Source organism: Rhizobium sp. TBD182 (assembly GCF_001950375.1).
GTDB lineage: Bacteria > Pseudomonadota > Alphaproteobacteria > Rhizobiales > Rhizobiaceae > Agrobacterium > Agrobacterium tumefaciens.
The window spans coordinates 12,181-25,129 of the sequence record NZ_BDLN01000007.1 but is presented as its reverse complement, the minus strand read 5'-3'; the positions used below and the strand labels follow the sequence as shown (position 1 = coordinate 25,129).

Sequence of the window (12,949 nt, the reverse complement as noted above, 5' to 3'; positions counted from 1 at the left end):
TAAAGCAGGACCTTTGACATGACCGACAAAAAACTCCGTTCCTCCCGCTGGTTCGCGCCTGACGATCTGCGCAGTTTCGGCCACCGCTCACGCATGATGCAGCTTGGCTATTCGGAGGAGGATTTTGCCGGCAAGCCCGTCATCGGCATTCTCAACACCTGGTCGGAGCTGAATACCTGTCACTCGCATTTTCCCGAACGTGTGAAGGATGTGAAGCGCGGCGTTCTACAGGCAGGTGGCTTCCCGGTCGAGATGCCCTCGCTTTCGGTCGATGAGAGTTTCACCAAGCCGACCTCCATGCTCTATCGCAACATGCTCGCCATGGAGACGGAGGAAATGATCCGTTCGCATCCGCTGGATGGCGTGGTGCTGATGGGTGGTTGCGACAAGACCACCCCCGGCCTCGTCATGGGAGCGATCTCGGCCGGCGTGCCGATGATCTATCTTCCGGCCGGGCCGATGCTGCGCGGCAACTATGCCGGCAAGGTGCTGGGCTCCGGCTCCGATGCCTGGAAATACTGGGACGAGCGCCGGGCCGGTAACGTGACCGATGAAGAATGGCGCGGCGTGCAGGGCGGCATTGCCCGCTCCGCCGGCGTCTGCATGACCATGGGTACGGCATCGACCATGACGGCAATCACCGATGCGCTCGGTCTCACTTTGCCCGGCGCTTCGTCCATACCGGCGGTGGACGCCGAACACCAGCGCATGTCGGCAGGCTGTGGCCGTCGCATTGTGGAAATGGTGGCCGAGGAGCTGACCCCGGATCGCATTCTTACTGCGCCCGCGTTTCGGAATGCGGCCATCGTTGCCATGGCGACCGGTTGTTCCACCAATGCCGTCGTGCATCTGATTGCCATGGCGCGCCGCGCCGGTGTGCCGATGACGCTGGACGAGCTGGACGAACTCGGCCGCGTGACGCCGCTTATCGCCAATGTCCGCCCCTCCGGCAAAGATTACCTGATGGAGGATTTTTATTATGCGGGCGGTCTGCGAGCCCTGATGAAGCAGATCGAAAGCCGTCTGGACTGTTCCGTGCTCACCGTCACCGGCCGCAGCATGGGCGAAAACCTCGAAGGCGCGCGGGTCTATAATGACGACGTCATCCGCTCGCTGGATAACCCTGTTTACGCCGAAGGATCGCTTGCCGTTCTACGCGGCAATCTCTGCCCGGATGGTGCTGTGATCAAGCCCGCCGCGTGCGATCCGAAACTCCATTTCCATGAAGGTCCGGCGCTGGTCTTCGATAGCTACCCTGAGATGAAGGCGGCAATCGACGATGAAAATCTGGATGTGACGCCCGATCACGTTCTGGTTCTGCGTAATGCGGGCCCGCTTGGCGGCCCAGGCTTTCCCGAATGGGGCATGCTGCCCATCCCCAAGGCGCTGATCAAGAAGGGTCACCGCGATATGGTGCGCATTTCCGATGCTCGCATGTCCGGCACCTCCTATGGCGCCTGCGTTCTTCATGTCGCGCCGGAAAGCTTCGTCGGCGGGCCGCTTGCCCTGCTGAAGACCGGCGATATCGTGCGGCTCGATCTGCCCCAGCGCCGTCTCGACATGCTGGTCAGCGAAGAGGAGATCGCCCAGCGTCGGGCCGCATGGCAGGCGCCGCCGCCGCGTTACGAGCGTGGTTATGGCTACATCTTCTCGAAACACGTTACCCAGGCGGATGCCGGATGCGATTTCGATTTCCTGCAGACGGATTTCGGCCGCACCGCTGGCGAACCCGACATATTCTGAGACGGGAGCGCGCAAAATGATGAAACGTTTGCTGATTACGGGCGCCGGCGGCAAGCTGGGCAGCATGTTGCGCGGCAGGCTCGGCCATCTCGCGGAGATCATCCGCCTTTCGGATGTGGTTGATATGGGTGCGGCGGCAGCGAATGAAGAGATCATCCGCTGCTCTCTGGAGGACGGAGGCGCCGTCCATGCGCTGGTCAAGGATTGCGACGGCATCGTCCATCTCGGCGGCATCTCCGTGGAAAAGGCTTACGATCCCATCGAGGCCGCCAATCTGCGCGGCGTCTATAATCTTTACGAGGCAGCAAGGCTTGCTGGCATGCCACGCATCCTGTTTGCCTCCAGCAACCACACCATCGGATATTATCCGCAGGGTGAGCAGCTATCGCCGCAGACGCCGTTTTTGCCGGATGGCCTTTACGGCGTCTCGAAGATTTTCGGCGAGGCAATGGCGAGCCTCTACCATTCCAAATTCGGACAGGAAACGGCCATCGTCCGCATCGGCTCCTGCGAAGAGAAGCCCACCAACTGGCGCATGTTATCCACCTGGCTCAGCCATGACGATCTGGTCTCCCTGGTAGAGGCCGTATTTCACGCGCCAAAACTCGGTTGCCCGGTCATCTGGGGCGTCTCTGCCAATGACGACAGCTGGTGGGATAATTCCCACGTCGATTTTCTCGGCTGGCAGCGGCGGGATAATGCCGCACGCTTCCGGGCCGATATCGAACGGGATGTCCCTCGCCCTGATCCGGATGCCGCAATCGCGAAATACCAGGGCGGCGTTTTCATAGACGAACCGATCCACAAAAACTGATGTGCAGACACTCACGCTATTCGAGGAGAATAAGATGAATACAGAAACCAGGGAAAAATTGATGACGGTTTCCGTCGCCACCCTCGCAACCGCACTCTACAAGCGCGGCCTGCGCAACCAGGTCATTCAGGGCGTCCACCCGCTTGGCCACAAGGGCGCGAACATGGTCGGGCCTGCATTCACGCTGCGTTACATGCCCGCCCGCGAAGACCGCAACCAGCTGGTGGAATTCCGCAACCCCGCACATCCCCAGCGCGTCGCCATTGAGATCTGCCCGCCCGGCCACGTACTGGTCATGGACAGCCGCAAAGACCCGAGCGCCGCATCCGCTGGTGATATTCTCATCACCCGCCTGATGGTGCGCGGTGCTGCCGGCGTCGTTACGGATGGCGGTTTCCGCGATGCTGCGACGATTGCGGAGCTGGATATTCCAGCCTACCACACCCGACCATCCAGCCCTACCAACCTCACCAAACACGAAGCAATTGAAATTAACGGCCCGATCGGCTGCGGCGATGCCCCGATTTTCCCCGGGGATATCATTGTCGGTGATGCGGATTGCGTCATCGTCATCCCCGCCGGAATTGCCGACGAAATCGCGACAGAAGCGGTGGAAATGACCGCTTACGAGGATTTCGTGGTCGAACAGGTGAAGGGCGGCGCAACCATCATCGGCCTTTATCCCTGCACGAAGGACGAACACCAGAAGGCTTTCGCCGTATGGCGCGAACAGAGAGACCGTTCGGGCGCGTGAGCCGAACAGAACGCTTGCCGGTTTCGTCCGCAATGCCTTGAAGCAAGCCTGCATGGGTGGCGTCCCACTCATGCAGGCGCACTCGCATGTACAATAATACCAAGTCGCCGAAGCGACTGGGCCGACGATTTTCCCGCACTAAAAACCGGCCCGAAATGGGTTTCTGTCGATATTCGTAAAATGATCCCCTGGAGTTTGTGGTGTTTGGTAACACCCGCAAAAACACATTGACTATGCCTATATTTCCATTAATCTGGATATATGGAACAAGAACAGGCTATTCTCGCTTTGGCGGCGCTTGCCCAGCCAACCCGTCTCGAAACTTTTCGGCTGCTTGTGCGGCACGCACCGGAAGGCTTGCCGGCGGGCGACATCGCGCGCGCGCTGGTGGTGCCGCAAAACACCATGTCCGCGCATCTGAATGTTCTGTCACGCGCGGGCCTCGTATCATCGCAACGCCACAGCAGAATCATCATGTATCGCGCGCAGATAGAACAGCTTCGCGACATGACGCTGTTTCTCCTGAAAGATTGTTGTGGTGGATCGGCAGAGCTTTGCGCTCCGCTGATAGCCGAGTTGACGCCCTGCTGCACTCCACACGCGGGAAAGTCCGCCTGATGTCCACATTTGAACGTTACCTAACCGTCTGGGTGTTTCTGTGCATCATCGTCGGTGTCGCCCTCGGCCATTTGCTGCCCGGCGTCTTCCAGCTCATTGGCGCGGCCGAGATTGCCAAGGTGAATATCCCGGTCGCAATCCTGATCTGGCTGATGATCATTCCGATGCTGCTGAAGATCGATTTCCGCTCTCTCACGCAGGTCGGCACCTACTGGCGGGGTATCGGCGTCACGCTGTTCATCAACTGGGCCGTCAAGCCGTTCTCGATGGCGCTGTTGGGCTGGCTCTTCATCGGCTGGCTGTTCCGCCCCTATCTTCCCGCTGACCAGATCGACTCCTATATTGCGGGACTGATCATTCTTGCCGCAGCGCCCTGCACTGCCATGGTCTTTGTGTGGTCTAACCTGACACGCGGCGAACCACTGTTCACGCTCTCGCAGGTCGCACTCAACGATGCGATCATGGTCATCGCCTTTGCTCCCATTGTCGGCCTTTTGCTTGGCCTGTCCGCAATCACCGTTCCATGGGACACGCTCGTCCTCTCCGTTGCCCTCTATATCGTCGTGCCCGTCTTCCTCGCGCAGTTCATCCGGCACCGGCTCATGGCGGACGGAACGTCACGGATGCTCGATCGCATTCTCGCAAGGCTGCAGCCGATTTCGCTGGTAGCGCTGCTTGCAACACTGGTTCTTCTCTTCGCCTTCCAGGGCGAGCAGATCATCGCCCAACCGGCCGTTATTGGCTTGCTTGCAATCCCCATCCTTATCCAGGTCTATCTGAACTCCGGGCTCGCCTATCTTCTGAACCGGATGAGCGGCGAACGGCACTGCATTGCCGGTCCGTCGGCACTGATCGGTGCAAGCAATTTCTTCGAACTCGCGGTTGCGGCCGCTATTAGCCTGTTCGGTTTTCAATCAGGCGCAGCACTGGCAACCGTCGTCGGTGTCCTCATCGAGGTTCCAGTCATGCTCTCGGTCGTCTGGATCGTGAACCGCTCGAAGGGTTGGTACGAGGCGGCCCCAGCCGTTTCCCGAAACACAATTACCGAAAGGCAATGAGCATGGACGTCACCATCTATCACAACCCGGATTGCGGCACTTCGCGCAACACCCTCGCACTCATTGAGCACGCCGGTATTCAACCCACTGTGATTGAGTATCTGAAAACCCCGCCGAGCCGCGAGCGACTCGTCAAGATGATCGCCGACGCCGGGCTGACCGTCCGCGAGGCGATCCGCGAGAAGGGCACGCCCTATACGGTGCTTGGACTTGGATATCCTGAACTGACCGATGACCAGTTGATCGATGCCATGCTCGAGACGCCAATCCTGATCAACCGGCCATTCGTCATCACCCCAATGGGTACGCGGTTGTCGCGCCCCTCGGAAGTGGTTCTGGATATACTTCCGGCAGACGCATTCAAGGGGCCGTTTACCAAAGAAGACGGCGAACAGGTCCTCGATGATGAAGGAAAGCGCATTGCCTGACACATTCCCCGCACTTGAGGGCCAGCACCTGCACGCGATTGATCTCGATGCTCTGCGTCCGGCCTTTTCGACACATAAGCCCCGCATTCTGATCCTCTACGGTTCGCTACGCGAGGTATCCTACAGTCGTTTGCTTGCCTTCGAAGCAGGGCGGCTGCTCGAACGGCTTGGATGCGAAGTTCGGATATTCGATCCGAAGGGCCTGCCTTTGCCCGACGAAGCACCCGTGAGCCACCCGAAGGTGCAGGAATTGCGTGAGCTCTCGCAATGGTCGGAAGGGCAGGTTTGGGTAAGTCCCGAGCGCCACGGCGCGATGACCGGCATCATGAAGTCGCAGATCGACTGGATTCCTCTCTCGCTCGGATCTGTTCGCCCGACACAGGGCAAGACGCTCGCCGTCATGGAGGTTTCCGGCGGCAGCCAGTCCTTCAATGCTGTGAACCAGATGCGTATCCTCGGGCGATGGATGCGGATGATCACCATCCCCAACCAGTCGTCGGTCGCAAGGGCGTATCAGGAGTTCGATGCTAACGGACGGATGAAGCCGTCTCCCTATTACGACCGGGTGGTGGATGTCTGCGAGGAGCTGGTTAAGTTCACCATCATGACCCGCGATGCCTCGGCCTATTTGACCGACCGCTACAGCGAGCGGAAGGAAGAAGCGGTCGAGTTGGAGAAGCGGGTCTCCCTGAAATCGATCTGACGACCTAGGCTGTTGCGGTGGCTGGCCGCCGACAGGATGCTGCCACCGCAACGAATGCCGTGATGCTGACCGCGCCGAGACATGCGTTTCCAATGAGTGACAGGCTCAGGCCAAAGTTTTCCATGGACGCCGCGAACGCGAAGGGTGCCCCGGCTCCGAGCGCCAGTCGAGCTGCCGCCATCTTGCCCGTGATCGCGCCATACCCTTCCGATCCGAACAGATAGAGTGGCAGGCTGCCCTGCGCGATGCTGTTGATGCCTGACCCAAGCCCGAGGCAGATTGCGAACGCGACTGCCCCCGGTAGCCAGTCTCGCGTTGCCAGCAAGATCAGGATGCCGAACACGATCAGCACGGCCGACAGGACGGCGAGCGCTGGCGGCGACAGGTTCTTTCCGAAGACCATGTTGATCAGGCGGCTTGCGACCTGTGCTGGACCGAACAGAGATCCTATAACTACTGCCGCGCCACCTAGCCCGATTGAACCGAGCATCGGCACCATGTGCGCGAGGATCGCGGCAAGCGTAAATCCGAGAAGCGCGAAGGCGAACGACACCATGATCATGCTTCGGCGGCGCGCATCGTGGGGGATTGCTCCGATTATGGCTTCGCGAGGGACGGCCGCATCCGCATTCGGTCCGGTCTTGCCGACGCGCATGATCCAGACGTGTAGAGGCATGCAAAGGAACAGATTCAGCGCTGCAAAGACCAGATAGATTTCACGCCATGACATCCATTCGGAAAGCGCGGCCGAGATCGGCCAGAAGATCGTCGATGAGAACCCACCGATCAGCGTGAGGTAGGTGATGCTCCGGGATGCGGTTCTGGGATCGCTTTCAACGAGCGTCGCGAATGCGGCCTGATACTGCACCATTCCGGACGATACCTCGAGCAGGATGATGGCAACGGCGAAGATTGCGACTGACGGTGACCAGGCACAGAGCGACAGCATCAAGGCCGCAAGGCCTGAGCCGACCGTCATCACCGTGGCGGCTCCGATCCTATCCATCTGCCTGCCGATATAGGTTGCCGACAGACCTCCGATGAATAGCGACACCGAGAAGACGCCAAATACCTCCGCCAATGTCAGGCCGAGGTCTTCCGCCATGCCGGGGGCAAGAATACTGAAACTGTAATAGAGAGTGCCGTAACCGATGATCTGCGTGAGGCCAAGCGCTGAGACGATGCCAGCAGGTACTTTCGAATTATGCAATGATATTGCCCCCATCGGACGAAGTGCCAGCCGGACTGGCGCATCCATTGCTTCGCTCGACATTCTCCAGAATCGCCGGATGTTCGGCACAACAGTCTTCTACCAGGAATTTCACAAGCTCGGCCAAAGTGTCGTAGCTGGCGCTGTAAAGGATAGACCTCGATATTCGTCGTTGCGAGACCAGGCCAGACCGCTCCAGTTCCTTGAGATGAAACGACACGTTCGTCGCCGAGACGCCCATGCGCTCGGCGATTGCACCGGCGGCCAGTCCGTCAGGACCGGCAACGACAAGTGCTCGAACGATCGCGAGGCGCGTCTCCTGAGAGAGGGCAGCAAATGCCGAAAGAGCCTGATGCTGGTCCATACTTCAATAATCCTTGAATTATTGAAGTATGGATAGCGAACGGCGATGCCATCGGCAAGGCAATTTCTTCCGAGATCACACTTGCCCCTCTGGAACATACGTCGGCGTTCGCGGCGACGGGGCTATGAGCGGCGTATGCTCTACGCCTTGCGCGCGTTCTTGTGAAACGCCTCTGATGCGAAACCGGCGAGTTCGCGAATGAAGAAATCGAGCACCGTCGAAGGCTTTTCAGCGGACCGCGTGGCAATAACGAAGGTGGACTGGATACGGGTCTTTGCTGCCATCAACGGCCGGAAAATTCCTTTCTGGACCCAATCATCCGCATAATGATCAGGCAGATACCCAACATAGTGGCCGGACATCACGAACATCGCCTGCGCCTCCATGTTGGAGGCCGAAGCGCGCGCCCGTGCCTGCGGAAAATATTGCAGCTCACGCATATTGGCATAGGGCCGCACGACAAAATCGAAGGATTCGATGCGCTCGACGGAAAGTTCGGCATCGGGAAGATGAAAGAGCTGGTGTCCCTTCGCGCAATACAGTGAATGCGCCTCTTCCCTGAAGCGCGAAAGCTTCAGGCCCTGATACGGCAGCGTTTCCGGTAAAAGTGCGATGTCCAGGCCGCCATTGGCAATTTCCGACAACAGGGCGTCCGGCGTGTCGATCACCAGCTCGATACGTGCTTCCGGCGCCTTTTCGCTGATGCGGGCGATGATGCGGTGAATGGGCAGGTCGTGATCGGTAATCGTGTTGTCCACAAGTCCCAGTCGCAACGTACCGGTAATACGGTTCTTGAGCGTGCCGATATCGCTTTCGAAGGCATTCAGCGCCAGGAACAGCACTTTCGAACGCTCATGCACGAGCGCGCCGCGATCCGTCAATTCAAAACCGGATCGCCCTCGCCGACACAGCTTGAAACCGAGCCTGTCTTCCAGCGCCTTGATATGGAAACTGACAGCGGACTGGCTCAGCCCGAGCGTGATTTGCGCGCCGAGAAAACTCTTGTGCTCCACGACAGCGCGGAAGACGGCGAGAGAACGAAGGTCGGATTGCGCGAGCTGCATGGGGACCGTTACATCAATTTTACAAATATAAACTCCATCAGTTTCCTATTTTTCTGGAATAATGTCCATGGTTTCCTCCTCCCCAATCACAAACCAATAAGGGAACGAAACCATGCAAAACCTGCCCACTCTGAAATCTCTCGCACTCTGCGCAGCTTTCGCCGTCAGCCTCGGCGCATCCGCCCATGCCGCCGATCTTCTGGAAAAGATCAAGGCCGATAAGGTTTTCACTGTCGCAACCGAGGCCCGGTTTGCGCCGTTCGAATTTGTCGAGGACGGCAAGATCGTCGGTTATTCCGCTGACATCATGCAAGAAGTCATGAAAGCCTTGCCGGGCGTTGAGCTGAAGCGTCTCGATCTGCCCTGGCAGGGCATCCTGCCAGGCCTTGCCGCCAGCCGCTTCGATTATGTCGTGACCTCGGTCACCGTGACGCCGGAACGCATGAAGGCCTACAAGCTCTCAGCACCCGTTGCAGATGCGACGATGGCAATCCTGAAACGCAAGGGCGATGCCGAGATCTCCAAGCCGGAAGATATCGCGGGTAAGCCCGTCGGCTCGCAGGCGGGCTCCGCGCAGCTCAAGGCGCTTGAGACGTTTTCCGCCGAACTGAAGGCGGCCGGCAAGGATGCCACGACGGTCTCCAGCTACACGGATTTCTCAGAAGCTTATGCCGACCTCGGTGCGGGGCGCCTGCGCGCCGTCGTCAACTCGCTTCCAAACCTTCTGGAAGCTGCACGCCAGCGGCCGGATGCTTTTGAAGTCGTTCTGCCGACCTTCGGACCGAAGACCTATTTCTCATGGGCGGGCCGCAACGATACTGACAGTGCGACGCTAAATGCCTTCATGGACAGTGAATTGGCAAAGCTCAATGCATCCGGCAAACTGGCCGAATTCCAGAAGAAATGGTTCGGCGCGCAGATGGAGCTGCCCGCCACTCTGCCGGCGACTGAGTGACCGGCAGGTCGAACCGGTCATGGACAAGATATCTTTTGCCATCTGGCCGGTTCTTCTGGACGGCCTCTTCACCACGCTGACCGTCAGCCTTTCGGCGCTTCTTCTAGGAGCGCCGCTGGCCCTTCTCCTCGCGGCCTGCGGTCGCAGCGGCCGCCTGCCCCGCCTGGCATCCGGTCTCTACATCTCCTTCTGGCGAGGCACGCCCATTCTAGTCCAGCTGCTGATCGTCTTCTACGTCCTGCCACTTCTGGGGCTGGATCTGACGCCGGTTGCTGCCGCAACTTTGGCGCTGGCGCTAAACACAGCCGCCTTCCAGTCGGAGATATACAGGGCAGGCCTGCAATCCATTCCAAAGGGAGAGCGGGAAGCCGCCGCCATGCTCGGCCTTTCCGCAGGTCGTACATTCCTGCACATTGAAGTGCCTCAGGCCTTCAGAACCATGTTGCCGGCACTTGTCGGCGAGATACAGGCTCTCGTGAAGAACTCCTCACTCGTTTCGGTCATCGCCGTCACCGACTTGACGCGCCGTGCCCAGCAATATGCGGCCACCACCTTCCGGCCACTCGACGCCTATCTCTCGGCTCTCCTGCTTTATGTCGCTGTTGGAGCGCTGCTTGCGGGAATAGGCCTCCTTGTCGAACGGCACCTCACAAAGGGAGCGACGCGATGATTTCCGGCTTCCTGAACGATATTCCTCTCTATGCGGCCGGTTTGCTCACAACACTGACAGTTTCCATTGCGGGTATCGCACTGGCCGTCATCATCGGTATCGTGCTGGCTGCGGCGCTACGGTCGCGGTACATGGCCATCTTCCTGCCGGTAAGGCTTTATGTGGAGTTTGCCCGCGGCGCGCCGCTCGCGCTGATCCTGTTTCTTTTCTATTATGGCGGCCCGCAATTGGGGTTGATCCTCAGCCCCTATGCCGCCGGCATCGTCGGTCTCGGCCTCTATGGCGCTGGCCCCTTTGCGGAGATTTTCCGCGCCGGTTTCAATGCCGTTCCAAGAGGCGAGATCGAAGCGGCGGGAATGCTGGGCATTACCTCCGGCGACACCTTTCTCCACATCCAGATGCCGCAGGCGCTGGCACTGACGCTGCCGGCTTCGGTCGGCCAGGCCATTAATCTCGTCAAGGAATCCGCCGTTCTGTCCGTCATCACGCTCAGCGAGCTGACCAAGGTCGCCGGTACGATCAGCTCGATCACCTTCGCGGTCGTAACCCCTTATCTCACCATTGCCCTGCTCTACTGGGCAATCGTCGAAATCCTGTCGCGGCTCGGCCTCTATCTCGAACGCCGCCTTTCCACCGAAGGCTCCTGACATGAGCGAACGAACAGTTGTTATTTCCGCGCGCGGCCTGGAGAAAAGGTTCGGTGACAAGACCGTTCTGAAAGGCATCGATCTCGACATTCATATGGGTGATGTCCTGTGCATCATCGGACCTTCGGGATCGGGCAAGAGCACGCTTCTGCGCTCGCTTGCATTTCTCGATCCCTATGACGCGGGTGATGTCGATGTCTTCGGCCGCCTGATCGGCTGGCGTGAAACCCCGCTTGGCCGCGAACGCGCCGGTCCGAAAGAACTGGCAGAGACGCGCCGCCCGCTTGGAATGGTCTTTCAGCACTTTCATCTGTGGCCGCATATGAGCGTCATCAAAAACGTGACATTGGCGCTCAGGCTTGTCCATGGTCTTCCCCAAGCCGAAGCGATAAAGCGCGGCCGCGCCATGCTGGATAAAGTCGGGCTTGCCGCTTTCGCTGACCGCCGACCCGACGGCCTGTCCGGTGGGCAGAAGCAACGCGTCGCCATCGCCCGCGCACTGGCGGTGAACCCCCGCGCCATGCTGTTCGACGAACCGACCTCCGCACTCGATCCCGAACTTGTCGGTGAAGTGCTTTCCGTCATGAAGACGCTCGCGGCGGAAGGAATGACCATGGTCATCGTCACGCACGAAATGGGTTTTGCCGCGCATGCGGCCAACCGTGTCGTCTTCATGGATGATGGCAAGATCGTTGAGGAAGGCGCGCCGCAGACGCTTTTCAGTAATCCGAAGAGCGAACGCCTTTCCCAATTTCTGCAAACCTGGCGCGAGCGCGCCCTTTGATATCTGAAAGGACATCTCCATGACTGCCCACGGCTATGACGGCGGACGATTGAACCTGCCATTCGTCGGTATTTCCACCTTTGCCAAAAGTCCCTACGTCGAAAACTGGGACGCGATCGACGCGGATGTTGCGGTTCTCGGTGCCCCGTTCGATTTTGGGACGCAATGGCGCCCCGGCGCCCGCTTCGGGCCGCGCAGCATCCGTGAGGCCTCCACCCTGTTTTCCTTCGGCCACGCGGGCGCCTACGATCACGAGGACGACGTCACATATCTGGAAGGCGTGAAGATCGTCGATATAGGCGACGCCGACATTGTTCATACCGATACGGTGAACAGCCACGCGAATATTGAGTTCGGCGTCCGCAAAATCCTTAAAGCCGGCGCACTGCCTGTGGTGCTTGGCGGAGACCACTCCATCAACATCCCCTGCATCAATGCCTTCAGCGATCAGGAGCCGATCCATCTGGTGCAGATCGACGCGCATCTGGATTTCGTCGATGAGCGTCACGGCGTCCGCTTCGGACATGGCAGCCCCATGCGCCGCGCCTCGGAAAAACCGTGGGTCACCGGAATGACCCAGCTCGGTATCCGCAACGTCTCCTCCACCGCAAAGGAAGGATACGACTATGCCCGCTCCCAGGGCTCGGATATTCTCTCCGTGCGCCAGATCCGCAAACTCGGCGTGGACGCCGTAGTGGAGCGCATCCCCGCGGGCAAGCGCTATTATCTTTCGATCGATATCGATGGCTTCGACCCGTCCATCGCGCCAGGAACCGGGACCCCGAGCCATGGCGGCTTCATCTATTACGAGGTACTGGAACTGATTGCAGGTCTTGCAAAGCGTGGCGAGATCGTCGGCATTGATCTGGTCGAGGTCGCGCCTGATTACGATCACACCGGCTCAACCGCCATTCTGGCTGCGCAGATTCTGCTCAACACGATCGGACGTATCTTCATAGCTCGGAACGCATAAAAAACCGCGATCCGCCCATACTGGATCCTTGGCCACGCAGCGCGCAAGAAGGGCCGCCCTTGGGGCTTCCTGGAGTTCGATGGTCTCGTCAGCCGTGAAGCCAAAAGCCCTCCGCGGGGGGAGGGCTTTTGTTTGCATTGATTGTAGCTATGGTTGCGACGGTT

The 12,949-nt window shown here is 59.2% G+C and carries 15 protein-coding genes; 12 read left to right on the top strand and 3 right to left on the bottom strand.

What is annotated here, in order from left to right; genetic code table 11:
• Window positions 1–18: 18 nt before the first annotated feature.
• The 7 genes from araD (at window position 19) to arsH (ending at window position 6,118) form a co-directional block, all read left to right on the top strand.
• Complete coding sequence (gene araD / locus T18_RS19270) at window positions 19–1,743, top strand: L-arabinonate dehydratase (protein ID WP_003518044.1); 1,725 nt, start codon at window positions 19–21, stop codon at window positions 1,741–1,743.
• Between the two features lie 16 nt (window positions 1,744–1,759).
• Complete coding sequence (locus T18_RS19265; protein ID WP_003518043.1) at window positions 1,760–2,557, top strand: NAD-dependent epimerase/dehydratase family protein; 798 nt, start codon at window positions 1,760–1,762, stop codon at window positions 2,555–2,557.
• 34 nt (window positions 2,558–2,591) lie between these two features.
• Window positions 2,592–3,311: a ribonuclease activity regulator RraA gene (locus tag T18_RS19260; RefSeq protein ID WP_038494528.1), complete on the top strand. Its 720-nt coding sequence runs from the start codon at window positions 2,592–2,594 to the stop codon at window positions 3,309–3,311.
• 261 nt (window positions 3,312–3,572) lie between these two features.
• A complete protein-coding gene (locus tag T18_RS19255; protein WP_038494525.1) occupies window positions 3,573–3,929 on the top strand; it encodes an ArsR/SmtB family transcription factor in 357 nt (118 codons plus the stop codon).
• Entirely contained in the window at window positions 3,929–4,987 is a 1,059-nt protein-coding gene (gene arsB / locus T18_RS19250) for an ACR3 family arsenite efflux transporter (protein ID WP_038494522.1), read from the top strand. The genes T18_RS19255 and arsB overlap by 1 nt, the downstream gene beginning before the upstream one ends.
• Before the next feature lie 2 nt (window positions 4,988–4,989).
• Complete coding sequence (arsC, locus tag T18_RS19245; RefSeq protein ID WP_075807784.1) at window positions 4,990–5,415, top strand: arsenate reductase (glutaredoxin); 426 nt, start codon at window positions 4,990–4,992, stop codon at window positions 5,413–5,415.
• Window positions 5,390–6,118, top strand: coding sequence for an arsenical resistance protein ArsH (arsH, locus tag T18_RS19240; protein ID WP_025595273.1), 729 nt, complete (start codon window positions 5,390–5,392; stop codon window positions 6,116–6,118). Before arsC ends, arsH begins: the two co-directional genes overlap by 26 nt.
• A 4-nt stretch (window positions 6,119–6,122) precedes the next feature.
• On the opposite strand, the gene arsK is transcribed toward arsH, so the two are convergent.
• The 3 genes from arsK to T18_RS19225 all read right to left on the bottom strand — a co-directional run bounded on the left by arsK (window position 6,123) and on the right by T18_RS19225 (window position 8,756).
• Window positions 6,123–7,343, bottom strand: a complete 1,221-nt coding sequence (arsK, locus tag T18_RS19235; RefSeq protein WP_112296637.1) for an arsenite efflux MFS transporter ArsK — start codon at window positions 7,341–7,343, stop codon at window positions 6,123–6,125.
• Entirely contained in the window at window positions 7,321–7,692 is a 372-nt protein-coding gene (locus tag T18_RS19230; RefSeq protein ID WP_025595275.1) for an ArsR/SmtB family transcription factor, read from the bottom strand. The genes arsK and T18_RS19230 overlap by 23 nt, the downstream gene beginning before the upstream one ends.
• A gap of 140 nt (window positions 7,693–7,832) precedes the next feature.
• Window positions 7,833–8,756 carry a LysR family transcriptional regulator gene (locus tag T18_RS19225; protein WP_003518035.1) on the bottom strand — a complete coding sequence of 308 codons (924 nt, stop codon included), beginning with the start codon at window positions 8,754–8,756 and terminating at the stop codon, window positions 7,833–7,835.
• A gap of 112 nt (window positions 8,757–8,868) precedes the next feature.
• Here T18_RS19225 and T18_RS19220 point away from each other — a divergent pair, with 112 nt between their 5' ends.
• From T18_RS19220 to speB, 5 genes are read left to right on the top strand one after another with little or no spacing between them, the layout of a single operon-like run.
• The gene (locus tag T18_RS19220; RefSeq protein ID WP_003518033.1) at window positions 8,869–9,711 is read left to right on the top strand and encodes a transporter substrate-binding domain-containing protein; all 843 of its coding nucleotides are present in this window, start codon (window positions 8,869–8,871) and stop codon (window positions 9,709–9,711) included.
• Between the two features lie 19 nt (window positions 9,712–9,730).
• Window positions 9,731–10,381: an amino acid ABC transporter permease gene (locus T18_RS19215; RefSeq protein ID WP_003518032.1), complete on the top strand. Its 651-nt coding sequence runs from the start codon at window positions 9,731–9,733 to the stop codon at window positions 10,379–10,381.
• Complete coding sequence (locus T18_RS19210) at window positions 10,378–11,028, top strand: amino acid ABC transporter permease (RefSeq protein WP_038494511.1); 651 nt, start codon at window positions 10,378–10,380, stop codon at window positions 11,026–11,028. Before T18_RS19215 ends, T18_RS19210 begins: the two co-directional genes overlap by 4 nt.
• A 1-nt stretch (window position 11,029) precedes the next feature.
• A complete protein-coding gene (locus T18_RS19205; protein WP_003518027.1) occupies window positions 11,030–11,812 on the top strand; it encodes an amino acid ABC transporter ATP-binding protein in 783 nt (260 codons plus the stop codon).
• 19 nt (window positions 11,813–11,831) lie between these two features.
• Window positions 11,832–12,785 carry an agmatinase gene (speB, locus tag T18_RS19200; RefSeq protein WP_013761977.1) on the top strand — a complete coding sequence of 318 codons (954 nt, stop codon included), beginning with the start codon at window positions 11,832–11,834 and terminating at the stop codon, window positions 12,783–12,785.
• The last annotated feature ends 164 nt before the right edge of the window (window positions 12,786–12,949 follow it).

Coding starts and splice junctions, on each gene's coding strand:
- araD (WP_003518044.1), top strand. CDS start 19: ATGACCGACAAAAAACTCCGTTCCTCCCGCTGGTTCGCGCCTGACGAT.
- speB (WP_013761977.1), top strand. CDS start 11,832: ATGACTGCCCACGGCTATGACGGCGGACGATTGAACCTGCCATTCGTC.
- T18_RS19220 (WP_003518033.1), top strand. CDS start 8,869: ATGCAAAACCTGCCCACTCTGAAATCTCTCGCACTCTGCGCAGCTTTC.
- T18_RS19260 (WP_038494528.1), top strand. CDS start 2,592: ATGAATACAGAAACCAGGGAAAAATTGATGACGGTTTCCGTCGCCACC.
- arsC (WP_075807784.1), top strand. CDS start 4,990: ATGGACGTCACCATCTATCACAACCCGGATTGCGGCACTTCGCGCAAC.
- arsK (WP_112296637.1), bottom strand. CDS start 7,343: ATGGGGGCAATATCATTGCATAATTCGAAAGTACCTGCTGGCATCGTC.
- T18_RS19255 (WP_038494525.1), top strand. CDS start 3,573: ATGGAACAAGAACAGGCTATTCTCGCTTTGGCGGCGCTTGCCCAGCCA.
- T18_RS19265 (WP_003518043.1), top strand. CDS start 1,760: ATGATGAAACGTTTGCTGATTACGGGCGCCGGCGGCAAGCTGGGCAGC.
- T18_RS19205 (WP_003518027.1), top strand. CDS start 11,030: ATGAGCGAACGAACAGTTGTTATTTCCGCGCGCGGCCTGGAGAAAAGG.
- T18_RS19230 (WP_025595275.1), bottom strand. CDS start 7,692: ATGGACCAGCATCAGGCTCTTTCGGCATTTGCTGCCCTCTCTCAGGAG.
- T18_RS19210 (WP_038494511.1), top strand. CDS start 10,378: ATGATTTCCGGCTTCCTGAACGATATTCCTCTCTATGCGGCCGGTTTG.
- arsH (WP_025595273.1), top strand. CDS start 5,390: ATGATGAAGGAAAGCGCATTGCCTGACACATTCCCCGCACTTGAGGGC.
- T18_RS19215 (WP_003518032.1), top strand. CDS start 9,731: ATGGACAAGATATCTTTTGCCATCTGGCCGGTTCTTCTGGACGGCCTC.
- arsB (WP_038494522.1), top strand. CDS start 3,929: ATGTCCACATTTGAACGTTACCTAACCGTCTGGGTGTTTCTGTGCATC.
- T18_RS19225 (WP_003518035.1), bottom strand. CDS start 8,756: ATGCAGCTCGCGCAATCCGACCTTCGTTCTCTCGCCGTCTTCCGCGCT.